Genomic DNA, 23,881 nt, shown 5'->3' with positions numbered 1-23,881 from the left:
ATTCAACCTGTATGCACATGGTCGTACGAGTAATAATAGGATTCCTTTTTTGTGCGGATTAGTAAAAAGAATAACGTAAGAGGACCAATGCGGCCTAAAAACATGACGATACAAATGATAACTTCACCGAATGGGCTTAAATTACTCGTAATCCCTAATGACAACCCAACAGTTCCGTATGCCGAGACAGTTTCGAAGAGTAAAGGCAGGAAGGGGATCTTTTCCGTTATAGTTAAGAAAAATAGCGCGATGAAGATGACCCCTGAACTGACAGCGGCAATAGCCATAGAACGGAAAATGATTTCCGTTTTAATCGTCCGATTGAAAATATGCGGCTCGCGAATTCCTCTGAAATATGACAGCGTAGTCAATAGGATGACGATAAAAGTTGTTAACTTAATCCCTGATGCTGTTGATGCGCTGCCTCCTCCGATAAACATTAGTAAAAGGGTGAGCAGTAAAGAGGATTCCTCCATATCTTCCATGGGCACCATATTGAAGCCGGCAGTTCTTGGCGTGACCGATTGAAAGTAAGACGTCCACAATTTATCAAAAAAGCTTAGATTTCCAATAGTCTTATCGTTATGATACTCCATGATCAATAAAAACAGCATAGCGATTCCATTCAATGTAATGGTGCTGTAAATCATTACTTTTGTATGAAGAGTCCATTGGCGAATAGATCTTTTTTGAAGAGTATCCATAACTACGACAAATCCGATTCCACCTATTATGAATAACGCAGACAAAATGACAATGACTGCAGGCTGATCGGTGAAGGCTATCAGATTGTCAGGAAATAAAGAGAAACCGGCATTATTAAAAGCAGATACTACATGAAATAAGCTGTAATATAAGCCGTCTTTCCAACCGTACTCCGGTACCCAAACGAATGACAACGCAATAAATGCGATACCTTCCGTCGTGAAAACGAAAAGTAAAATTTCGCGTAAAAACTTTACAGTCCCCCCTATGGAATGATAACTAAATGTCTCTTGAATAAAGATCCGGTTTTTCATTCCTACTTTTCTTCCGAGGATAATGAGTATAGCCACAGCGAAAGCCATTAACCCGACGCCGCCAATTTGAATGAGCAACAGTAAGACGATTTCACCGAACACTGTCAGAGTCGAAGAAATATCAAATACACTTAACCCTGTCACCGTAGTGGCGGAAGTGGCGGTGAATAATGCTTGCACCCAGGTGATCGGTACTTTTGTTGCAAAAGGTAATTTTAAAAGCAAAGTACCGATTAAAATAGTAATGACAAAAGAGGATGCAATTAAAGCGGGTGGAGACATAGATTTTTTCCTGCGCTTTTTCACGTTCATGCTCACTCATCTCCCAGGCCTTCCGAATGTTGGTGCTATTTATTAATTATTTACGGTTTCTTAAAAAATGCAATAGGATAAGCGTACAACGATAAAATAAAGTAGTATACCACTCGTCATAATATTGCAGGAAAGGTCCACACTATCGTAAATACATTACGTATAGGAGATAAAATGACTATGAATAAACCTTTCGTTCCACAGTTGGTCTATTTTGAACCGGATGCACTGCATTATCCGCTAGGGCAAGAGTTGAAAAGCAAATTTGAAAAAATGGATATTGAAATTCGTTATACAACTTCGCATAATCAAGTACGTAATCTACCGGGTGACAATGATGCGCAAAAGTATCGCATAGCGAAGTCTACGTTAGTAGTCGGTATACGCAAAACATTGAAGTTTGATACATCTAAGCCATCTGCAGAATATGCGATTCCACTTGCGACAGGGTGTATGGGGCATTGTCACTATTGTTATTTACAAACGACGATGGGGAGTAAACCGTATATTCGGACATATGTAAATGTAGAAGAAATTTTACAAGCTGCAGATCAATATATCGAACAGCGTGCACCTGAAATCACGCGTTTTGAAGCAGCTTGTACATCAGACATCGTAGGAATTGATCACTCAACACACTCGTTGAAACGTACGATTGAACATATTGGTCAAACAAAGCTTGGACGATTACGCTTTGTGACGAAGTTTCATTTTGTCGATCATTTACTAGATGCCCGGCATAATGGTAAAACGCGATTTCGGTTTAGTGTGAATGCAGAGTACGTCATTAAAAACTTCGAACCCGGCACCTCTCCACTGGACAAACGAATAGAGGCAGCAGGGAAAGTGGCGAGGGCAGGATATCCTCTTGGCTTTGTCGTTGCACCCATCTATTTACATGACGGGTGGGAAAGTGGCTACCGTAAATTGTTCGAACGTCTCGATGCCGAGCTACCACAGGACGCAAGGAAGGACTTAACATTTGAGTTAATACAGCATCGTTTTACAAAACCGGCGAAAAGAGTAATTGAAAAAAACTATCCCAAAACTAAACTTGAATTGGATGAAGAGAAGCGCAGATACAAATGGGGTAAATATGGAATCGGCAAATATATTTATCCAAAAGATGAAGAAGATCAAATTAAAGAAAGACTATACAGTTATATAGAAGAGTTCTTCCCACATGCGAAGCTAGAATATTTCACATAAGTTTTTCAGATAACAAAAAAGACTCGTAGCTATAACGACATCAGCGACAAGCCTTCATTTTAAAAGCGCAAAATAGTATGGTATAGTGGACAAAAGGGGCGATAGTAATGAGTAGATGTTCAATTGATCATTCACAAAACGATGTGAAACAAAAGTTAACACAACAGCAAGCATGGATGCCAAGTGAACTACAGAAGCGTTGTCAGCTATTTTTAAGCAAGCCTTTGGACCAAGAGACGTTGAATGAAGTATTTCATCTATTAAAAAAATACGATTTAGCTTCGGAAACAGAACGCGAAGAGCGAAATCATAGATTGGATCAGTTATTTGGATAAGTGAGTTTCACTTACTATATAACAGCAAGTTACTGGACATCATTTTCTAGAAGAGATATCGCTGATTCAAGTAACTGAATATCTTCCAAGATGAAATTCTTAATGTCGGCGGGCGCAGTGTCATATTCGTCGGTTAGAAGTTCAAGTTCACGATTGAAGATTAGATCTTCAGTAAAATAGGTCATAATCGCAACCCTCCTTATTAGTCATTTTACCCGCCATGACAATGATTTAAACTGTATAAGATTTGAATGTTTCATTTATATTACATTTAATCGACGGGTAGCGCTGGGTCGGGATGGCGACCAAGTTAGCAGGAAATCCTTGGTACATCTACGTCCGATAGCCAAAAGTTCTTCTTTTTGTTGTTCGTCCATGTCAAATTGTGTAGCACTATAATTTTCTACGGGGATAAAAATGATGTCTTTTTCATGTGTGCGCGAAATGTATTTTTCATCATGGGCATTTTTCATCGTAGAAAATAATGCTTCAAATAACTGAAGAGCATTATGAATAGAACGGCCGGGCACTTCTTGTTGATTGCGACTAAGTTTAAGTCCGATTAACGGGTACTTTTTTGTTTGTGGGGAGTCATCAAAAATCCACATCGGAAAGTTGCTGAGCACACCGCCATCTACGACTATTGTTCCGTTCGGTGCGTCTAATCGAACAGGTTCAAAAAAGTAGGGAATACCGCAACTCATGCGCAATGCTTTCGCGATTGAAAACTTACTAGGATCATATCCATAGTTCTCTAAATCATCAGGCAACACCATCATTTTTCCGTTAGTTAAATCGGAAGCGACCAGTTTTAAAGAACCGTTTGGTAGATCGCCAAACGCATAGCAGCCTTTCCGTGCAAGTTTGTCAAAAAACCAATCTTCCAGCGCTTTTCCTTTATACAGCCCCATCCGCCAATAAAGAGTGACCCATTTCATGAATGGAAAGGGTAATAGCGTTCTTCGTGGATCCAGCAACGTTTCAAAATCTTCTTCCGCTAACATCACTTCAATTTCGTCAGCAGTATAGCCAGCTGCTAAAAAACTGGCGATAATGGCACCTGCGCTCGTTCCAGCAACGTTTTTAAATTGATACCCTTGCTTTTCCAGCTCAGAAACCGCGCCGACTAATGCAAACCCTTTTAAACCACCGCCTGAAAAAACTCCATTAATTCGCATACAATCCCTGCTTTCTTTTAGAGAGGTCTTCTAATTTAAGGCCCAGCCAGTTAAAATAGAACTGACTCGAAAGAATCGCATAAGAAAAATGCATGAAATGTCTCTTTTGGTGAACTATAATAGAGAATCTATAAAGGGATTCGATAATTAGTAAAGGAGGTGTTTGCGTTGAGTGGTTTTATGCGGTTCGCACTAGCATTGGTAATTATCGGCGCCCTCAATTGGGGACTTATCGGATTTTTTAACTTTGATTTAGTCGCGTCGATATTTGGTGGACAAAATACCATCCTGGCGAAGATTGTTTATGCGATTGTAGGAATTAGTGGATTGGTGACAATTGCCCTTTTGTTTAAATCAAATGAAGAAATTGTTACAGACGTCGAGAGAGAGGTCGAACCCGACGATCGCTTTGACCGGATTCGAAACGTAAATTATAATACCGAGTTTGGGGAAGAACTGGATTTTAAGAAAAAGCGCAAAGAAGCAAAGAAATTGAGTGACGATGATGAATTGTAAAATCAGATAAGGTTTATAAGATAGAGGCTATCCGGAAAATCAGTACCGTCTGATTTTCCGTGGTGGCTTTTTTCTTATGAATATAACAATCCTCGCCGATTGTCTTTCTAGCTGAAAAATAAATTAAAATAAATGAACTTTTTTGCTGTTGCGCAGTCTAATGTATAAGTTGCGGAAAGACGAGGTGATAGGCCGATGGAGTTAAAATCACATGAAATACATACAAAGGCAATTGCGGGGGATGATGAAGCCTTTTTAGAGATGATGCAATTGCATAAAGAATCACTTCTGCGGACAGCCTTGGCTTTTTTGCAAAATGAAGAAGACGCTGTAGAAGCACTGCAGGAAGTGACGTATCGAGCGTATAAAAATATTACATCAGTCAAAGAAGCTCGTTTCGTTAAAACGTGGCTGATCAGAATTATGATGAACTACTGCCAAGACCAGCTAAAGCATAGAAAGCGTTTTACGATAGAGGACACATGGATCGAACGCGAGGGTCTGGAAGATAGATCTTATTTAGAAATGAGAGAAGCTTTAAGTACACTGTCTGCTGAAGAACAACAATTGATTTATCTAAAGTATTTTCAAGAAGTAAAAATTAAAGAAATTGCTGAATCAGAAAACATACCGGAAGGCACAGTGAAATCACGTCTTCACAAAACGCTGAGAACGCTTCGGGCCTATTTTAACGACAAAGGAGGAAGTGACTATGTTTGAAAAAGAAGAACAACAATTAAAGCAGTTAAAGCAACGAGTAGATGAGCAGTCACTTCCTTTAGCTGAAGCAGATGAAGCGATTCGAAAAGGGATAGAACGAGCGAAACAAGAGAAACAGCAACTTCATAGAAGGCATAAACGAATCATTAGTAGCGTGGCGGTGGTCGCTTTATTATTTATCACACTTATCACATCAATTCGTGTATCGCCGGCCTTTGCGAATACGGTCGCTTCCATCCCGGGCTTGGAGAAATTTGTCGATCTCATCGCAAAGGATAAAGGGTTAGATGCAGTATTCAAAAATGACTATTATCAAGAGGTGAACGAAAAACAAACAGTCGGTGATTTACACCTTACAGTTGACGGTGTAATTATGGACGAATCAGGGATCAACGTATTTTACACTATCGATTCGAAAAGCTCACTAAAAGGTTTACTGATCAAAGAGGCTTATGTAGACATGAATGATGAGGTGCCTTTAGGATCTATATCGTACGGCTCCCCGTTGGATGAGAATGAAGAATATCAATATAGTGATCGAATCGACTATCATTTTAAAAAATCTCACATATGGAAAGATCAATCATTCATCTTACAAGTCGTGGCGAATGTAAAAGGAAATACAGTGAAGTTTTCGGTACCGTTTACTGTGCCAAAACAATCTAATAGTAGTAAAGTGTACTCATTGAATGAGCACGTAGAAATTGAAGGACAAACATTTAAAGTGGAAGAAATCAGGGTGGCGCCATTGCGTACAAGTGTGAAAATTACGCTCGATCCTTCAAATACGATGAAAATCCTTAATTTCGAGGATATGCGATTAGAAGATGAAAAAGGAGAAGTGTGGAGCTCTATTCGTAATGGAACGACAGCGATGAGTGGAGAAGACGGCGGTGAAACTTTTTATCTTCAAAGTAATTACTTCGAGCAACCCGAAAAGTTGTATTTACGAATTAATAAAGTGCAAGCAGTGAAGCAAGAAGAAGTAATAGCAAAGATTAATACTGAAACAGGCCAATGGTTGAATCAGCCTACGGATAAAAAGATTCAAATCGTTGAATCGACTACCTACCATACGGAGTTTATTATGCCAGACGCCAAAGAAAATACATTCACCTATCAATTTATAGGAGCTGGCATCGATGCAAAAGGAAATGAAGTAGACATTCCTTCCGTGTCCATGTATACAGATGAAGAAGGCAAACATTGGGATGTAAACTTTTCCCCAATCAATCATGCCAATCCGATTGAAATGGAACTGCATGCGTATCCAAATTATTTGGAAGGTGATATTACAATTGAATTAGAATGAAGTATATGTACTAGAATGTCTTTAGCGAAAAGGTAAAGAAGAAACTATTCAACACGTTTTTACTATAAATCTAGCAGAGAGAAACTATTCGTTTTTCTCTGCTAGGTTTTATTTTGTGACTCTTTTAGACTATTTCCTTTTAAAATGTAGTGGAATGATATTTTCTATGGCTTGCATCCTTTTCTTTTGATGAAGCTGACATGCCGTCCTGTCAGTCGGTCTTGTCGATAAGAAAAACCATCTGGACTTTGGAAAGTACATGTGCGGTCGACAGTTATGTTTGCTTCAGGTATTCCAACCAACTCGCATTGTCGCTTTACTGTTAGTTGATTGTCGATATGATATTTATTTGTAGCTGCATTGTAAGTGATGAAGTCGTCTGCATAACCGAGTGCGGCAAATTTTTTATATACATCTTCGTCAACTTCGAACTTTTTCTGGCTAAGAGCCGCTCCAATTTGTACGTGGATTTTTCGCACATCACATTTTTCAACCTCCTGTAAGTGGATAAATAATGTAGAAGTGATTTCTTTTACGGTCCCTTGCCACCCCGAATGAATGACGCCAATTAGATCATCTGTATAAAATATAACCGGTACACAATCGGCAGTCATGCTACATAAGACGATGTTTGTCTCATACGTATAGAGTGCATCGGTGTCTCGGATAGCGGTCTTTTGATCTGTCGCACCTTTTCCACGATCTGTCTGAATGACGCGATGAAAGTTAGCGCTATGAGTCTGATCAGCAAATACGAAGTCCTCAAGTGTGCTTTGCAAGTAGCCTGCCAATAATTTACGATTATTCATAACATATTCAGGAGAAATACACGCGTGAAGGGCCATATTAAAGCTCTCCTTCTCCTTGCAGTCTTTCATAGTCATCCCCGACAAAATATGTTCATTGTCCTGATAGATGATAGTCTTCATAACTCTTGATCTGCATATAACAATAATTGAGTTAAAATTTGAGTTCCGTATAGTAGTGCTTCTTTATTGAAAGTCATTTGTGGATGATGAAGTCCTGGTTTCAAATCGCAACCTAGACCAATCATCGTAGCGGGAATCTCAGGCGTTTTCCACGTATAGAAATGAAAATCTTCTGCTCCTTGAGAGACACAAGGACTATCGACATTTTCTTCACCTACTATGGAGCCAATCGCTCGCTGTGCAAGGGCGACGGCTATTTTGCTTTCCGTTGCAGCGGGGGAGTAGCCTTCCTTTTCATACGTTATAATAGTATTTGTTAATCTTCCAGTAGATTCTATAACATGATGGGTTTTTTCTAGTAATGTTTTCATCGTAGCATTGGATTCTGCACGAACATCCAATGTGAAACGTGCGCTTTCCGGAATGGAATTACTTGTTTCACCACCATGAAGTTCCGTAATCTTAATGGAAAAGTTTTTATTACCGGGCAAACGGATTTGACGTAACGCTTGAATAAGAAAGCTTGCTGCTTCTAATGGATTATTACCTTCTTCAGGTCGTGCTGCGTGTGCGGGCGTACCGATAATCGTACCGAGTAGAGTAGCTGAAGAACCGTGTAAAATAACGGGCGCGGCTTTACCGAAGGGTACTTCCATATGCGGTCTTACGTGAACACCACCTAAAAACAGTACATTCTTCAAGACGCCCTCCTCCATCATTTGTAACGCACCTTCCGCTACTTCTTCCGCAGGTTGAAAAATAAAGCGCATAGTGTGGCGCGATCTAGTTTTGCTTAGTGCCAGTGCTGTATATAAAGCCATTGTACTGTGAGCATCGTGACCGCATGAATGATTCGCTTTCACCACCCCATCAACTTCTTGAACTAGAGCATCCATATCGGCACGTAGCGCAATTACCCCTTCTACTTCGCCAGGAATTTCAGCAATAAACCCATAATGACTAGGATAAGTAGTAATTTTTAGACCAGCTGCTGATAGTTTGTCCTGTAAATACGTAGAAGTCATTTTTTCTTGTCGGCTAGGTTCAGCAATAGCATGCAGTTCTGAATAGGTTTGAAGAATTTGTTCAGTAGTATCTTTAATGTATGCGATAGGATTGGTCATTCGTAATGCCTCCGATATTAAGCGTAATCTTGCTGCAGGAATTTTGAACTTCTAAAAAATAATTTTGTCTGCGCTCATAGAAAGGTCACGTCCGCTCATAGCGAGCGTATCTGCGCTCATAGAAAGGTCACGTCCGCTCATAGCGATTGTATTCGCGCTCATAGAAAGGTCGCGTCCGCTCATAGCGATTGTATTCGCGCTTATAGAAAGGTCACGTCCGCTCATAGCGAGCGTATCTGCGCTCATAGAAAGGTCACGTCCGCTCATAGCGATTGCATTTGCGCTCATAGAAAGGTCACGTCCGCTCATAGCGATTGCATTTGCGCTCATAGAAAGGTCACGTCCGCTCATAGCGATTGTATTCGCGCTCATAGAAAGGTCACGTCCGCTCATAGCGATTGCATTTGCGCTCATAGAAAGGTCACGTCCGCTCATAGCGATTGCATTTGCGCTCATAGAAAGGTCACGTCCGCTCATAGCGATTGCATTTGCGCTCATAGAAAGGTCACGTCCACTTATAGCGATTGCATTTGCGCTCATAGTAGGCTGTGTCCCATCTTCTCTTACCTATTATTGTGCGGTTTGACCTCCATCCACTGCTAAATTGACTCCTGTTATATAAGAGGCTTTATCTGAACATAGCCAAACCGCAGCCTGTGCCTGTTCTTCAGGACGCCCCATACGTCCCATAGGAATACTGTTTTCCATAAATTTTGCTTGTTCTGGCACTTCATTGGCCCATGCTTCTACAGCAGGTGTCAGGGTCATGCCTGGACAAATGGAGTTTACACGTATCCCTTTTTTCCCATATTCTAATGCGACTGATTTAGTCATACCGTTCACAGCCCATTTTGCTGCACTATAGGTGGCGAGATTTTCAGAGCCAAGCAAACCGGATGTGGAGGCTGTGTTGACAATGGCGCCACCCCCAGATTCTAACATGGCCGGTATTTGATGTTTTAGAGACAAATATAAACTAGTTTGAGTAATTTGAATACAACGATCCTAGTCGGAAGTATCGGTTTCTGCAATTGGTTTTGAAGGAGCGCCGATTCCTGCATTGTTATGCGCCCAATCTAAGCGCCCGTAATGTTTAACGGTCTGTTTTACTAGATCAATAACTTCTTGTTCTATTGCCACGTTACATCGAATAAAGAGCGCATCTCCACCAAGTTCTTTGACAAGACGGACAGTTTCGTTCCCAGCTTCTTCATTGATATCTGAAACGACAACTTTTGCTCCTTCTTCTGCAAATGCAAGTGCACTTTGACGCCCGATCCCACTACCTGCTGCTGTAATAATCCCAACTTTATCCTGCATAAGTGAACCCAATATAATCTACCTCCTTTATGTGTTACTAGTAGTATTCTATATCCATTACTCGAATCCTTCTGTTGGCGAAATACTTTTCACTATAACGGTGAGCATAGAATATTTTTAAGGCAATTATACATATAGAATGGTAAAATGAATTATTATATTCAGGATGAAACGAATAAAAAGGAATAGGTGTACAATATGAGTTTATTAACAGTAAAAAATATAAGTCATGGTTTTGGCGATCGTGCTATTTTTGATGATGTGTCTTTTCGTTTATTATCAGGTGAACATATCGGATTAGTTGGTGCAAATGGCGAAGGAAAATCTACATTTATGAATATTATTACACATAAATTAGAGCCTGACGCAGGAACAGTTACATGGTCTAAGCGTGTACGAATTGGTTATTTGGATCAGCATGCAGTATTGAAGCAAGGGTTGTCCATTCGTGATGTATTGCGTACTGCATTTCAGTATTTATATGATATGGAAACAGAAATGAATGAGTTATTTGCGAAGATGGTCGAAGTAGAGCCAGACGAATTGGAAAGTCTTTTAGAAGAGACGGGACAAATTCAAGACTCCCTAGAGCAAAGTGGCTTTTATATGATTGATGCTAAAGTGGAAGAAGTGGCGAATGGTTTAGGATTGAATGAATTTGGATTGGATACTGACGTAAATGCGCTGAGTGGGGGACAACGGACGAAAGTATTACTTGCGAAATTATTGCTTGAAAAACCAGATATTTTATTACTTGACGAGCCAACAAACTATTTAGACGTCGAGCATATTGAATGGTTACGCACATATTTGCAGGAATACCCCGGCGCTTTTATATTGATTTCACATGACATACCATTTTTAAATAGTGTAGTGAATTTGATTTATCATATGGAAAATCAACAAATCAATCGTTACCCAGGAGACTATGATGAGTTCTTGCGTGTTCATGAAATGAAGCAACAACAAGTAGAAGCGGCGTATAAAAAACAACAAAAAGAAATTGCCAATCTGAAAGACTTTGTTGCACGTAATAAAGCAAATGCAGCAACGAGTCGTATGGCGATGTCTCGTCAAAAGAAACTGGACAAGATGGATGTTATCGAACTAGATTCAGAAAAGCCAAAGCCGCATTTTGATTTTAAAACAGCAAGAACTCCCGGGAAATACTTATTCGAAACGACAGATCTAGTAATAGGCTATGAAGATCCGCTTTCACAACCACTCAATTTAGTAATGGAAAGAGGACAAAAAATTGCCTTAGCTGGGGCCAATGGGATTGGTAAAACTACGTTACTTAAAAGCCTTTTAGGTGAAATTCCTGCACTATCAGGAAAAGTGGAGCGAGGAGAGCATCTTTCCATTGGATATTTTGAGCAAGAATTGAAAGCAGATACCGATAATACATGTCTTGAAGAAATATGGGCTGAATTTCCACACTTTGCACAGTATGAAGTACGCGCAGCTTTAGCACGTGTCGGTTTAACTACAAAGCATATCGAAAGTAAAGTGAAGGTTCTGAGTGGGGGAGAGCGGGCCAAAGTTCGTCTTTGTAAACTCGTCAATTCCGAAACGAACTTATTAGTATTGGATGAGCCGACGAACCATTTGGATTACGATGCAAAAGAAGAGTTGAAACGGGCATTAAAAGAATATAAAGGGAGTATCCTCCTCATATCACACGAACCAGATTTTTATGAAGGTGTTGTGTCGACGATTTGGAATGGTGAAACTTGGACGACTAAAATGTTCTAATTTGTTTCACGTGAAACAAAACACTTCCAACCGAATAAAAGGTTGGAAGTGTTTACGTTTAGTCACGCATTTCTAAATAAGAAAGTGAGACTTTTAAGTTGGCATTGCGAATACGAATATCATTCAATAAGTCTTGATCTTTCGTATCGGTTTTGCTGCGAATCGCAAATGTATACAAAATCATCGTTCCTAAGTTTGTTGTTTCTACTTGGCGAAGCTGGAAGAATTCTGTTTTTTCTTCCAAAATATCATCAAATAAATTTTCGTGATTTAAATTTTCCGGAACAGTAACTTTCAAAATTTGTGTATCTTTTCCTTTACCATAATCGACTTTGTAAAGAAGGTAGAAGATCAAGCTAGCAAACACCGTTAGTGCGATAGCGAGTGGAAATTGGAATAAACCTGCTGTCATCCCTACACACAAACCAAAGAATATATAGGCTATGTCTTTTGCATTTGTTACAGCGCTTCTAAAACGAATAAGGGAAAATACTGCAAACAAACCGAAAGCAACACCGGCATTCCCGCTGACTACATTCATGACAACAGATACAACAACGCTCATCATAATAATCGTGTGAACGAAAGCTTGAGAATAACGTTCTCCTGTAAATGTAATTTGGTATACCTTTGTGATGATTAAACTAAGAACAGCCGCAAGTGCCATTGCAACAATACTCATCCACATCGTGGGTGTAGCTCCTTCTAGTCCATTAGATGAAAATAAGTTCGTGATCTGATCCATTTTCTATTCCTCCTATTATCGGTTCTTCCAATTGCTTCGGCTCCATATGTCCTTCAAGGGGTAAATCTTCTCCACTTAGCAATTCCATACTTGTACAGAACTTTGAAGCGCTACGTTGCTCACATTGTAACTCTTGTAAAATACGCGCTAACCAAAGTGGAACGCTATGATCTACTTTTACTTCTAGTACGACTAGATTTGGATCAATAAAGTGTTCTCCGTACGGGCCGTTTTCAATATGCAAATCTTCTTTCCGGCAACGTAAGTCAAAATCAAAAGTAATCCTCAACTCAGCATCATCTATTCCATGAAGTGCATGACGACTATAAGAGACGACCATTTCGGGGCGTAAATTATAAAATGTACGGAAATAGTCAATTTCTTTCATTACTTGTGGATTGGAAGTTTTGTAATTTGAGAGTCCTGATTGACCGTCTTCTTCTAAATATCGATAAGCCTCTCGAAGAGGTAATAGCATTCGGCGCTTGTTAACGACTTTTTTATGCTTTTGTTTTACTTCAAAAAATGCTGTGCTATCTAAATTAGCGTCATCGTATACACGTAAACGCAATTTCTGGCGGTAAGTTAATTTGTTTTTCGTTTCGAAGTAAATACCTTTTTCTGCATTATCGAAGTACAAGCTAGTCACAGAGTATCTACCGTCTATACCGTTCTTATCATTACGCATATTAGATCCAATCCGTTCAACGAGCTCTTCTTGTTGTTTGCGAGTGATTAAGTACTTTTGCTCTTTGCGGCTGAATATTTCAATCGCCATCTGTATCCACTCCTTCGCTCTGTTACTCAATAACTTAAGTATAACTGGTAGATATGAGGAAATAAGGAAGAGAACATTAGAAGATGATGAGAATTAGTAGTTTATGAATAGATAAAAGGGATAGTCCGGAAAATCAGTACTATCTGACTTTCCGGACTGTCCCTTTTTAGATAATGAGGTACTATATGTTATTTGTTGTTGAACATCTCCATAAACTTCTTCAAAGCAAATGAATGGTAGCTCCCTTTTTTCGTTACAATCCCAATTCTCCATAACAGTGGTGGCTCTTCTAACGGAACCATGCGAATTTGTTCATTAGAAAATTTTTCGGAAATCGATTGTGGGAGTAATGTAATTCCTAATTTTGCTGCTACGAGTTCGATGATTAAATCCCATTGTGAACTTTCATAAGAGACGGTTGGATTAAATCCTGCTTCTTTACAAGCACTAATAATATAGCGATGTAATGCAAAACTCTTAGAAAATAAAATAAGTTTTTCCTCTTTCAAGTCGGACAGTTTGACAGTTTCTTTCTTTGCAAATAAATGATCTTGATGAACGAAAACGAAAAATTTATCCGAAATAAATGGTTGGACATTAAAGATTTCTGTGTCTGTCGGAAGAACAATGATCCCTGCGTCGATTTGTCCTTTGTCTACTAATTCCTCGACTATTTTAGCGCCATGCTCATGAAGTTCTATTGTTATGTTAGGATAATTATTTTGTAAGTGTAAAGCGATTTGGGGAAAGAATAGTGTTCCTATCAGTGGGGGCATACCGATCTTAACCTCGCCTGCCACACCTTCCGTAAGCTCTTCTAAAAGAGTAGGAAGTTCAGAGACTAAGTTTTGAATTTGTTGAGCTTGTGAGTAGACGATCATCCCCGCATCAGTCAGTTGTAAAGTCCGAGTAGAGCGGTTAAAAAGAATGATATTTAACTCTTCTTCAAGCTTTTTCACGGATTTACTCAATGAAGGTTGGGACATATAAGAGTGCTCTGCAGCCTTTGTGAAACTTAGATAATCAGCTACTTTAATAAAAGCATTGAAATCTTTTAGATCCATTTGAATCCATCCTTCCTATCCGTTATTCCAGAAAAGAATACTATTCATTCTTTATATTCATTTTACATATAAGTCAGAACTATGTAAACTATTACTAAAGAGTTAGAGGAGGGTACGGTATGAGCAAAGTATACGATTCGTTTTTGAAAGCGATTTCAGATATTTCTGATGGAGATACTGTAATTGTAGGTGGATTTGGATTGTGCGGAATTCCGGAAAAGTCTATTGAAGCTCTGCGTGAAAGTGGAGTGAAGGATTTGACAATTGCTAGTAATAACTGCGGTACAGATGATCAGGGACTAGGGATTTTACTAGCGAATAAACAAATTAAGAAAATGATTGCTTCCTACGTAGGTGAGAATAAAACTTTTGAAAAACAATTTCTTAATGGAGAATTGGAAGTAGAACTCAGCCCACAAGGTACGTTGGCAGAACGAATTAGGGCAGGTGGCGCAGGAATTCCAGGGTTCTATACTGCGACAGGCGTCGGCACTCCGATTGCGGAAGGTAAAGAAACAAAAGAATTCGATGGAAAAACTTATTTGCTTGAAGAAGGCATTGTCGGAGACTATGCATTAGTGAAAGCATGGAAAGCTGATACGCTCGGCAACTTAGTTTATCGCAAGACCGCTAGAAACTTTAATCCGCTTGCAGCCATGGCGGGTAAGATCACTATTGCAGAAGTAGAAGAAATCGTAGAACCAGGTGAGCTGAAGCCTGAAGAGATTGATACACCAGGCGTTTATGTACAACGCGTCTTACTCGGGAAGGACTATGTAAAGCCGATTGAACGTTTGACTGTGAGAAAAGCGTAGACAAAGGAGATGACTAAGATGGATACTCGATTGACAATCGTGAAACGTGCAGTGAAAGAAATACAGGACGGTATGAACGTAAATTTAGGAATTGGTATGCCAACATTGGTAGCTAATGAAATTCCTGAAGATGTCACTGTTTTATTGCAGTCGGAAAATGGCTTGCTCGGCATTGGACCGTATCCGATTGAAGGGCAGGAAGATGCGGATTTAATCAATGCGGGAAAAGAAACGATTACTACTGTTCCAGGATCTTCATTTTTTGATAGTGCAGAATCGTTTGCGATGATTCGGGGTGGACATATCGACCTTGCTATCCTCGGAGGAATGGAAGTTTCTGAACAAGGGGATTTAGCCAACTGGATGATTCCAGGAAAGATGGTTAAAGGAATGGGCGGCGCTATGGATTTAGTAGTGGGTGCTAAACGTGTCGTTGTTATTATGGATCATGTCAGTAAGCACGGCGAATCGAAAGTGAAGAAAGTTTGCGAATTGCCGCTGACCGGCTTAAAAGTCGTTGATCGGCTAATTACTGACTTAGCGGTGTTTGATTTTACAGATGAGGGGATGGTGCTTGTAGAGACATCTCTAGGCGTGACTGTAGAAGAAGTGAGAGAGAAAACAGAAGCGTCTTTTACCGTTTCTGATGAGTTTATACAAAAGTGATAGAAAGAACTAGCACAAAGTTTTAATTTTGGGGCTGTCCAGAAAGTCAGCAGCGTCTGATTTTCCAGACAGTTCTTTTCTTATGAAGATGAATCATTTGATGGGTTAACGTTTCTGAAGGTTTAGTGTTCAGTGGAATTAGCTTGGTGGGAGACGCGGTGAACTGGGTATATGTACTCCTAACGCTTCACTTTTGCCGTTCTGAACTATTTAATAAAAATACTTAAAATGGGAGGAGAAGTGTATGGAAGAAATTGCAGTAATAGGATGTGGGACGATGGGGCATTCTATTGCGTTAAGCGCTGCATGGGCGGGCTATGAGGTAACATTGTATGGAATTTCTACTGAAGAATTAGAACAAGCGATGATTAGTATTGAAAATAAGTTGCACGTACTGATAGCTAATGATTTACTGACAGATGGTGAGTTACTGACGGTGCGCAATAAGATAAAAGCAGTTACGACGATAGAGGAGGCTGTGAAAGGCGCTACTTTCGTAATCGAAGCTGTGCCGGAGCAGCTCGTGCTAAAGCAACAAATCTTTAAGCAGTTGGATGATCTTTGTGACTCTTCCGTAATATTAGCGAGCAATACATCTGCAATCAGTCCAACGGCTATTGCCGCAGAAACAAATTATCCCGAGCGAACAGTCATTACACACTTTTGGCATCCGGCACATCTAATTCCTTTAGTGGAAATCGTCCGTGGAGCACAAACGAATGATTCAACAGTTGAACGATCCATAGCATTAATGAATGAGTGGAATAAAAAGCCGATTGAAGTTAAAAAGGAAGCACCTGGCTTTGTAGGAAACCGATTGCAGTTTGCTTTATTACGTGAAGCACAGCATATTTTAGAAGAAGGAATCGCTACGAAAGAAGATATTGACGCTGCTGTCCGTTTTAGTATTGGCAGGAGATTGCCGATCACAGGTCCTTTGTTGTCGGCTGATATGGGTGGCTTAGATGTATATTCTGACATATCAAACTATCTATATAAAGACTTATCAACCGCCACAAATTCTGCGCCTAGTTTGGATACTTTAGTAGAGAACGGGAAGCTAGGCAGTAAAACCGGCGAAGGCTATTATCAATGGGATGCTATGTTTACAGAGAAAATGAATACGAAGCGGGAAAACGAGCTGATTTACTACGTTAAAAAGGATAGAGAGTTATAAAGCACGCTGGAACTCCTGAAGCAGGATAGTTCCGGCGTTATTTCTTTAGCAGTAAATAGCAAAAGTAAGGAGCACCGATTAACGACACGATGATCCCTGCTGGAATTCCGCTGGGCTCTAACATATTTCGACCAATCGTATCAGCGAGCAGTAATAGAAAACTCCCAAGCAACAATGCAATAGGCAAATTCATGCGATGTCGAGGACCAATTATTGATTTAGCAATGTGGGGTGCCATTAATCCGATAAACGCGATACTACCTGTGACAGAAACCGCTGATGCAGCTAAAGCGACTGCCGTTAATAGTAAAACTATACGCTCGCGTTCAATGGAAACTCCGATACCTGTAGCGATGGCTTCACTCAAACCGAGCATGTCCAAGCGGTAAGCTTTATATAATGCAAACGGGATCAATACGAGCAACCAGGGAAGAAGAGCCCAAATATAAGGCCAATCCGTTCCCCAAATGTTTCCTGCGATCCAACGTGAAATAAATTCTACTTTGTCCTGCTTAGCAGAAGAAGTAAGGACGATCATTACACCTGACAGAGCCATAGAGAAACCTATACCGACTAACACAAGACGCATAGGCTGCAGTCCTGTTTTGCGGCTATAAGCAAATAGATAAATCAGAAGAGAAGTAAGTATAGCCCCGATAAAACCGACAATAGGCAGGACGAAGTTGAAAGCCCCTGACTCGATCGGAACAAATAAAAAGAAAATCGCAATCGCAACTCCGGCTCCCGAATTAATACCGATGATGCCTGGATCAGCTAAATCATTTCGCGTAATTCCTTGTAAGATTGCCCCCGACAGTGCCAAGGCTGCCCCTGCTAATACCGTAATAATAATCCGCGGAAGGCGTATCGAAAATAATACAAATTCTTCTTTGAACGTTCCCTGTCCGAGGAGCGTAGGCAACAAGCGATTCCATTCAATAGAAGCGTATCCAAGTCCAGAAGCGATAATAGCCAACAAAACAATCAATCCGAGTAAACTACCGACGAGAATGCGTTGTTTTTTTCGAATATGCGGTAGAATCATGAGAATGCACGACCTCCTTTACGAACGATTAAAAGAAAGAATGGCAATCCGATGACTGCGATTAATGCGGCGACAGGTGTTTCATAGGGAGCCTGCAACATACGACCGATTGTATCTGCCACTAACATGAAAATGGCGCCGGTAATTGCGGAAATAGGAATGATAAAACGATAGTCAGTGCCGACGATAGCGCGAACAATATGTGGAATCATTAATCCTACAAAAGCCAAGTTACCCGCTAATGCCACTGCAGCACCTGCTAATAAAATAATGACTATAAATAAAGTCACTTTTACTTTACCGGTATTTTGTCCAAGTCCAATTGCTACTTCTTCATTCAGACTGAGTAATGTTAACTGACGAGATAACAAGAGAGCGATGAAAATACCTATGCCAATTACTGGTACAATCGTCTGCAATTGTCCCCAAGACGTACCGATCAATCCCCCGGCAGTCCACATGGCAACATCTTTGGATATCTTAAAGTACAAACCTACACCTTGTGCAATAGCGAAAAGGAATGTAGAGATCGCAGCACCGGCAAGTACGAGTCGAATCGGTGCGAAGCCGCCACGCTTAACGGAGGCAATACCAAAGACCATCAGTGCACCTACTGCAGAACCGATGAAGCAAGCGATCATAATGCCGAAATAATTGACTGCAGGTGCGAAGGCGAGCGTAATCGCCAAGGCGGCATTTGCGCCAGCGGTCAACCCTAGTAAACCAGGATCGGCTAAAGGGTTCCGAGTCATTCCTTGCATAATAGCACCTGAAACAGCTAATGCAGCGCCTACCAACATAGCTCCTATTTCACGTGGTAAACGGATCTCTTGTAAAATTAAAATGTTTTCCTTACTACTTCCTGTCAACGACAGCCAAACATCTTGCCATGAAGTGTGAGCGGCACCAAGCTTCATAGCGAATGAAAAGCAAATAAATAAAAGTAAAATAGAGGCCAGCAGTTTACCGCCGAAAGGAATGCCTTTTCTAACAAGTCGTTCTTTCATAAAGATCCGCTCCTTTCCCTTCATAGAAAAAGGGAGGCTCCTATAGAAGGGCTCCCTTTTTCGATTAGTTAGTTTCTAGAAAACTTTTGATGAAAAAGTCTAATTGGTTATCAAGTGTATAAGCATCGTTGAAAGAGAACTCTGCTGTATTCACTTGAAAGACCTGATCGTTTTTAACTGCCGGAATATTTTTATACGTTTCTGTTTCTAGGAAGGAGTTATCTCCTGCATCATTTTTACTGAGGATGACATAATCTCCTGCAAACTCAGGTAATACTTCTGCAGACAGTGCATAATATCCATCTTTTGAAGTCATTTCTTTTACTTTATCAGGCATAGCGAGCTTCATTTCTTGATATAGAATTTCCGTACCTCTTCCCCAATTATCTCCAAAGACGTAAATCTGCTTATCAAACTCTTCGATGACAGAGACGGTCGTTTCTTCACCAATTTTGGCTTTAATCTCTTCGCCTGCTTGCTGGGCACGTTTTTTGAATTGTTCTACCCAGTCTTTCGCTTCCTGTTCTTTATTCAATAACTTACCGATTTCGATTTGCTGTGTTAAGTAATCTACTTTTCCGTACGTATACGTAACAGTAGGGGCAATTTCTTTTAGCTTCTCAATGTTCTTAATAGTGGAAAGACCAATGATTAAGTCAGGTTCAAGTTCAATGATTTTTTCGATATTTTCATCGGATACTTCTTCTACATCTTTTAAAAAGGAGTCAAAGCTCGGATTATCTTTAGACCATGATTCTGCCCCTACTAATGGAACACCGAATTTATGTACGGTGCCTGCGTAACTAGACAAGACGACTACACGCTGAGGGTTGGCAGGTACTTCTACTGGTCCATCCTCGGATTCATATGTAATAGTTCCGCTAGTTCCTTCCTCTTTACTAGGTGTATCGGTTTTTGTAGTCTCTTCTTGTTTATTGCCGCAAGCTGCTAATGCAAATACAAATAGCAGAAGGGCAGGTAGGATTAATTTTTTCATAGGTTGTTCGTCTCCTTTAGTAAATCATATGTAATACACATCGGCTTACCGGTACGAGGATCGCTTCCGATTTCTGCATCAATCCGAAACACTTGGCGTAATATATCCGGTCTAATGACTTCATCGCACTTTCCTGCGCGTACAACTTCTCCGTCTTTCATCGCAATGATAAAGTCTGCAAAGCGGGCTGCTTGATTTAAATCATGCAATACCATAACGATCGTGCGTTGTTGTTCAGTATTCAGTTTTTGCAAAAGCTCCAACACTTCCAACTGATGGGCCATATCTAAATAAGTCGTTGGTTCGTCTAGAAAGATAATATCTGTTTCCTGTGCAAGCGCCATAGCGATCCAGACACGTTGACGCTGACCGCCAGAGAGTGCATCGACCGGACGATATTTGAAGTCGATTGTATTGGTAACTTCAAGAGCCCAGTCAATCACTTCCATATCACGCGCTGTGAGGCGTCCCATTGCGTTCTGATAAGGAAATCTCCCATAAGATACTAACTCTCCAACCGTTAATCCACTAGCTGCTTCTTGTGTCTGAGGGAGGATAGCTAATTTCTGGGCCAGTTGTTTCGTCTTGTGTTTTACAATACTTCCACCATCTAATAGAACAGTTCCGGATTGATGAGGAATTAAGCGAGTCACAGCTTTGAGGAAAGTAGACTTGCCACAGCCATTTGCGCCGATAATAGCAGTCACTTGCTGATCGGGTATGTGAACGGACAATCCTTTTACAATCAGTTGATCCCCATACGAGACTTGCAGATCTTCCGTATATAAACGAACCATTTTACGCACTCCCATCTTTACTAGAAAATAATCATTGATAATGATAATCGTTTTCAGTACAATGAAAACTATAAATTGAAATGCGAATAAAGTCAATTACTTTTTTAAAGGGGAAGAGACGATGAAATCAGAACAAGTAATGGATGTTACAATTATTGGCGGTGGGCCTGCTGGATTATATGCTGCGTTTTATAGTGGACTGCGGGAAATGAAGACAAAAATCATTGAATATCAGCCACAACTTGGAGGGAAAATTCATGTCTATCCGGAAAAAATGATTTGGGATATTGGAGGCATTACACCAGCCCCTGGAGAACAAGTGATTGAACGTTTAGTAGCACAGGGACTGACGTTCGACCCTGAAGTTGTGTTAAATGAGAAGATTGTTCAAATTAAAAAGACTGACGATCATCACTTTGCATTGTATGGAGCTTCGGGAACTATCCACTACAGTAAAACGATAATTTTAGCTACTGGTACAGGTATACTGAATCCCCAAAAGATTGAAGTAGAAGGTGCGGAACGTTTTGAAGTAACGAATTTAAACTACACAGTGAAATCGCTGGGGCGTTTTAAAGGAAAAACAGTACTTATTTCAGGTGGTGGCAATGCGGCAATCGACTGGGCAAATGAGTTGCAACCTATTGCTGATAAAGTGTATTTAACGTATCGAAAAGATAGATTGAATGGTCACGAAGCACAGGTAAGACAATTAGTGGAGAGTGGTGTCGAATGTCATTTCAATACGACAATCACTAGGTTCATCGCGTCTGAAGATCATAGCGTAATTGAGAAAGTAGAGTTGCAGCGACATGAAGATCAAGAAGATGTAACGATAGCGGTAGATGAGGTGATTATCAATCACGGATATGAACGGGATACGTCATTAATTGGCGATCAGCAATTGGGAATAAAATTAACAGAACGTAATCAGATTGCGGGAACTTGTACGAGTGCTACATCGATTCCCGGAGTATATGCAGCTGGAGATATATTGAGCCATGACGGGAAGCTACATCTAATCGCAGGTGCTTTCCAAGATGCAGCGAACGCTGTGAACTGTGCGAAGACTTATATTGATCCCGAAGCCAATGAGCGGGGAATGGTGTCATCTCACAATGAATTATTTAAAGATCGAAATAAGGAATTAGTAAAACAAATAATTTACAAATGAGTTTGACTATGTCGATTGGATGGAGTGACGCTGACTTATAGTGTCATGCGGCTTGCGCTTCCAGACGATACGCTTTCCGGAGGGGACGCGGTGGACCGTCAAGCGCTGCGAGTTACACCTGTCGCCCTGATCCTCTCGGAGTCGATCGTCTTCCAGCTTCAGCCGTACTTAGTGTGTGCAAGACAGTTTGATCACTCTTTGTAGATGGTGAAAACCAAATAGGCTTGTATGATACAATGCGACCGTTTTTGAAGTTAAAAAGCAGCGAAGTGTTGTTAGCTACTATGACTGTTTGATAAACTGAGTGGAAAAAGAAATTACTCTATATGCATTTAGTCAGGCAATCCAAAGCTCCACCCACACTGTTCAGGAAACGGAACTTACCACACTCTATTTCTGGACGAACACGAACTGACTTCCCGACACAAAGTCAAGGATTCTCCCGGAAGAACCGGCGACTCCTGGAGGATCAGGACGACAGGCGTAATCGCCAACGTACTTCTGGCGAGTCCGCCGCGTCCCCTCAGGAAAGCGTCCGGTTCTGTAGGGAGAATCCTCACACGTATACTATTTTTCTGCACTGTACAGGAGAATTCATTTATCCACTCCAACTTCTGAACGAACACCATTTTGCGTCACCACACTGAATAATCAACAAGCTTAAATTTGAAATAAAGAAAACTACCGCATGGAGGTAAAAGACCCTTCATACGATAGTAGAGTACTCCTATATTCAGATCCTCTTGGCCGAGTATTTACGTTGTTTGTAATCGTTCCAATCTTTTCTTTATATCTTGTCGCCAAACATCTGCCAGCGCATCCACTGCGATAATTTGTTCGTGTCCTTCAATATCACGCGGACGCTGAAAATATACTTCATTTGCATAGAGAATAGTCACTCTGTGTGGATCGCGTGATTCTAAAGAAATCGAAGAATCAGAGTGTACATGACCTTCCTCCAGCACACGGCATAAAAACCCTGTAAAACCGGTCTCAATCATTCGCTTCATCAGACGGGGCAATCCCGTTCGTTGATTTATCGTGCTACAAGGAACCCGCCCTTGTGTCACTTGAATGAGCGCTTCACCTACACGAAACACGTCTCCGATACATACATCTTGCTCAAGCATCCCTTCCACAGTCAGATTCTCTCCGAAAGTAGCGGATGGCAACAGACAATCGAATTCCTTTTCCCATAGTGGATAATGCTCTTGAGAATATATACAAACGGCTCGGTCAGGACCTCCATGATGCTTCGTATCAGCAATTCCATCTCCTATAAAACCGTCAACTGAGAGAAAGGCTCCGGACGAAGACTGCTTAGCTATGGCGCTAATAAATTCCTTCCCTTTGGTAGTCTGTAATGTACGGGGCAAACCAATAGACAACGTTCGGATCGTAGGTGTATCTTCCAATGAAATCCCTTCTTTCAATGAGTAAATTAGATACACCAAGTATACAGCAGCCGAATATAATATGCATTCCTATATAGCCACAACTACAAGCCAAAAGACGTGAACAAACAGTACGACAATATAAAGAAATAAAGCAGTTGTCATGGAAAGTCGTAACCAAATGCCGGAATTACTAATGGTGACAATATATAAAAGCAATAGCGGTAGTCCTAATTTAATAATATAAAACAATAGAATGCTTTGATTGTACAAAACAGCTATTAAGGGGTTCGCTTCTTGTATATGACCAAAACGCAGCCCGTAATCGGTAAAAACAGCATCAACTAAACATAAACAGGCTAGTAAGAAGCCGGCATACAATAATCTGCTCTGTTGAACAGGAAAGTCTTTTACAGTATTCATTTTATTTACTCCTCGCACACGTTGTAAATAGATAGGTTGTGATAAAAAAGAATGCTTTATACAACGGAAT

Annotated in this window: 25 protein-coding genes and 1 pseudogene; 11 read left to right on the top strand and 15 right to left on the bottom strand. The window is 40.5% G+C overall.

Features of this window, described 5'->3' with window-relative positions; genetic code table 11:
* Positions 1-2 precede the first annotated feature (2 nt).
* A complete protein-coding gene (locus tag DV702_RS13295; protein ID WP_114925189.1) occupies positions 3-1,331 on the bottom strand; it encodes a TrkH family potassium uptake protein in 1,329 nt (442 codons plus the stop codon).
* A 180-nt stretch (positions 1,332-1,511) separates the two neighbouring features.
* On the opposite strand from DV702_RS13295, the gene splB reads away from it, so the two are divergent.
* Positions 1,512-2,540: a spore photoproduct lyase gene (gene splB / locus DV702_RS13290; RefSeq protein ID WP_114925188.1), complete on the top strand. Its 1,029-nt coding sequence runs from the start codon at positions 1,512-1,514 to the stop codon at positions 2,538-2,540.
* 107 nt (positions 2,541-2,647) lie between these two features.
* Positions 2,648-2,875: a group-specific protein gene (locus DV702_RS13285; RefSeq protein WP_114925187.1), complete on the top strand. Its 228-nt coding sequence runs from the start codon at positions 2,648-2,650 to the stop codon at positions 2,873-2,875.
* A gap of 29 nt (positions 2,876-2,904) precedes the next feature.
* On the opposite strand, the gene DV702_RS16885 is transcribed toward DV702_RS13285, so the two are convergent.
* The gene (locus DV702_RS16885; protein ID WP_162805809.1) at positions 2,905-3,060 is read right to left on the bottom strand and encodes a hypothetical protein; all 156 of its coding nucleotides are present in this window, start codon (positions 3,058-3,060) and stop codon (positions 2,905-2,907) included.
* 75 nt (positions 3,061-3,135) lie between these two features.
* Complete coding sequence (locus DV702_RS13280) at positions 3,136-4,053, bottom strand: patatin-like phospholipase family protein (protein ID WP_114925186.1); 918 nt, start codon at positions 4,051-4,053, stop codon at positions 3,136-3,138.
* Between the two features lie 168 nt (positions 4,054-4,221).
* Between DV702_RS13280 and DV702_RS13275 the strand changes: the two genes are divergently transcribed.
* From DV702_RS13275 to DV702_RS13265, 3 genes are all read left to right on the top strand, one after another.
* The gene (locus tag DV702_RS13275; protein ID WP_240315622.1) at positions 4,222-4,569 is read left to right on the top strand and encodes a DUF378 domain-containing protein; all 348 of its coding nucleotides are present in this window, start codon (positions 4,222-4,224) and stop codon (positions 4,567-4,569) included.
* Positions 4,570-4,764: 195 nt separating this feature from the next.
* Complete coding sequence (locus DV702_RS13270; protein ID WP_114925185.1) at positions 4,765-5,289, top strand: RNA polymerase sigma factor; 525 nt, start codon at positions 4,765-4,767, stop codon at positions 5,287-5,289.
* On the top strand, positions 5,282-6,601 hold the full coding sequence (locus DV702_RS13265) for a DUF4179 domain-containing protein (protein ID WP_114925184.1): 1,320 nt from the start codon (positions 5,282-5,284) through the stop codon (positions 6,599-6,601). The genes DV702_RS13270 and DV702_RS13265 overlap by 8 nt, the downstream gene beginning before the upstream one ends.
* Positions 6,602-6,765: 164 nt before the next feature.
* Here DV702_RS13265 and pgeF read toward each other — a convergent pair whose 3' ends face one another.
* Complete coding sequence (gene pgeF, locus DV702_RS13260; protein ID WP_114925183.1) at positions 6,766-7,530, bottom strand: peptidoglycan editing factor PgeF; 765 nt, start codon at positions 7,528-7,530, stop codon at positions 6,766-6,768.
* Positions 7,527-8,654 (bottom strand): amidohydrolase, encoded by a 1,128-nt coding sequence (locus DV702_RS13255; RefSeq protein WP_114925182.1) that lies wholly within the window; start codon positions 8,652-8,654, stop codon positions 7,527-7,529. Before DV702_RS13255 ends, pgeF begins: the two co-directional genes overlap by 4 nt.
* 64 nt (positions 8,655-8,718) lie before the next feature.
* Between DV702_RS13255 and DV702_RS16880 the strand changes: the two genes are divergently transcribed.
* Complete coding sequence (locus DV702_RS16880) at positions 8,719-9,240, top strand: hypothetical protein (protein ID WP_162805808.1); 522 nt, start codon at positions 8,719-8,721, stop codon at positions 9,238-9,240.
* Here the strand turns inward: DV702_RS16880 and DV702_RS13245 are convergent.
* Positions 9,225-9,974: pseudogene (locus DV702_RS13245) on the bottom strand (glucose 1-dehydrogenase). The gene DV702_RS16880 and the pseudogene DV702_RS13245 sit on opposite strands and share 16 nt — an antisense overlap.
* Positions 9,975-10,172: 198 nt before the next feature.
* Between DV702_RS13245 and DV702_RS13240 the strand changes: the two are divergent.
* The gene (locus DV702_RS13240; RefSeq protein ID WP_114925180.1) at positions 10,173-11,729 is read left to right on the top strand and encodes an ABC-F family ATP-binding cassette domain-containing protein; all 1,557 of its coding nucleotides are present in this window, start codon (positions 10,173-10,175) and stop codon (positions 11,727-11,729) included.
* A gap of 58 nt (positions 11,730-11,787) precedes the next feature.
* Here DV702_RS13240 and DV702_RS13235 read toward each other — a convergent pair whose 3' ends face one another.
* From DV702_RS13235 to DV702_RS13225, 3 genes are all read right to left on the bottom strand, one after another.
* Positions 11,788-12,474, bottom strand: coding sequence for a DUF4956 domain-containing protein (locus DV702_RS13235; protein WP_114925179.1), 687 nt, complete (start codon positions 12,472-12,474; stop codon positions 11,788-11,790).
* Positions 12,443-13,252: a polyphosphate polymerase domain-containing protein gene (locus DV702_RS13230; RefSeq protein ID WP_114925178.1), complete on the bottom strand. Its 810-nt coding sequence runs from the start codon at positions 13,250-13,252 to the stop codon at positions 12,443-12,445. Before DV702_RS13230 ends, DV702_RS13235 begins: the two co-directional genes overlap by 32 nt.
* A 188-nt stretch (positions 13,253-13,440) precedes the next feature.
* A complete protein-coding gene (locus DV702_RS13225) occupies positions 13,441-14,316 on the bottom strand; it encodes a LysR family transcriptional regulator (RefSeq protein WP_114925177.1) in 876 nt (291 codons plus the stop codon).
* Between the two features lie 119 nt (positions 14,317-14,435).
* Between DV702_RS13225 and DV702_RS13220 the strand changes: the two genes are divergently transcribed.
* From DV702_RS13220 to DV702_RS13210, 3 genes are all read left to right on the top strand, one after another.
* Entirely contained in the window at positions 14,436-15,131 is a 696-nt protein-coding gene (locus DV702_RS13220) for a CoA transferase subunit A (RefSeq protein ID WP_114925176.1), read from the top strand.
* Between the two features lie 18 nt (positions 15,132-15,149).
* Positions 15,150-15,797, top strand: a complete 648-nt coding sequence (locus tag DV702_RS13215) for a 3-oxoacid CoA-transferase subunit B (RefSeq protein ID WP_114925175.1) — start codon at positions 15,150-15,152, stop codon at positions 15,795-15,797.
* Positions 15,798-16,041: 244 nt separating this feature from the next.
* Positions 16,042-16,974: a 3-hydroxyacyl-CoA dehydrogenase family protein gene (locus DV702_RS13210; RefSeq protein ID WP_114925174.1), complete on the top strand. Its 933-nt coding sequence runs from the start codon at positions 16,042-16,044 to the stop codon at positions 16,972-16,974.
* 37 nt (positions 16,975-17,011) lie between these two features.
* Here DV702_RS13210 and DV702_RS13205 read toward each other — a convergent pair whose 3' ends face one another.
* The 4 genes from DV702_RS13205 to DV702_RS13190 all read right to left on the bottom strand — a co-directional run bounded on the left by DV702_RS13205 (position 17,012) and on the right by DV702_RS13190 (position 20,820).
* Complete coding sequence (locus DV702_RS13205) at positions 17,012-18,019, bottom strand: FecCD family ABC transporter permease (protein ID WP_114925173.1); 1,008 nt, start codon at positions 18,017-18,019, stop codon at positions 17,012-17,014.
* Complete coding sequence (locus DV702_RS13200) at positions 18,016-19,026, bottom strand: FecCD family ABC transporter permease (protein WP_114925172.1); 1,011 nt, start codon at positions 19,024-19,026, stop codon at positions 18,016-18,018. Before DV702_RS13200 ends, DV702_RS13205 begins: the two co-directional genes overlap by 4 nt.
* Positions 19,027-19,090: 64 nt before the next feature.
* Complete coding sequence (locus DV702_RS13195) at positions 19,091-20,023, bottom strand: iron-hydroxamate ABC transporter substrate-binding protein (protein WP_114925171.1); 933 nt, start codon at positions 20,021-20,023, stop codon at positions 19,091-19,093.
* A complete protein-coding gene (locus DV702_RS13190) occupies positions 20,020-20,820 on the bottom strand; it encodes an ABC transporter ATP-binding protein (RefSeq protein WP_114925170.1) in 801 nt (266 codons plus the stop codon). Before DV702_RS13190 ends, DV702_RS13195 begins: the two co-directional genes overlap by 4 nt.
* A 121-nt stretch (positions 20,821-20,941) precedes the next feature.
* Between DV702_RS13190 and DV702_RS13185 the strand changes: the two genes are divergently transcribed.
* Complete coding sequence (locus DV702_RS13185) at positions 20,942-21,994, top strand: NAD(P)/FAD-dependent oxidoreductase (protein WP_114925169.1); 1,053 nt, start codon at positions 20,942-20,944, stop codon at positions 21,992-21,994.
* Between the two features lie 755 nt (positions 21,995-22,749).
* Here DV702_RS13185 and DV702_RS13180 read toward each other — a convergent pair.
* A complete protein-coding gene (locus tag DV702_RS13180; RefSeq protein ID WP_240315621.1) occupies positions 22,750-23,409 on the bottom strand; it encodes an MOSC domain-containing protein in 660 nt (219 codons plus the stop codon).
* 69 nt (positions 23,410-23,478) lie between these two features.
* Positions 23,479-23,811 carry a DUF5658 family protein gene (locus DV702_RS13175; RefSeq protein WP_114925168.1) on the bottom strand — a complete coding sequence of 111 codons (333 nt, stop codon included), beginning with the start codon at positions 23,809-23,811 and terminating at the stop codon, positions 23,479-23,481.
* Positions 23,812-23,881 lie beyond the last annotated feature (70 nt).

Origin of the sequence: Sporosarcina sp. PTS2304, from assembly GCF_003351785.1 — a bacterium.
Classification (GTDB): domain Bacteria; phylum Bacillota; class Bacilli; order Bacillales_A; family Planococcaceae; genus Sporosarcina.
This window is presented reverse-complemented; position numbering and strand designations above follow the sequence as displayed.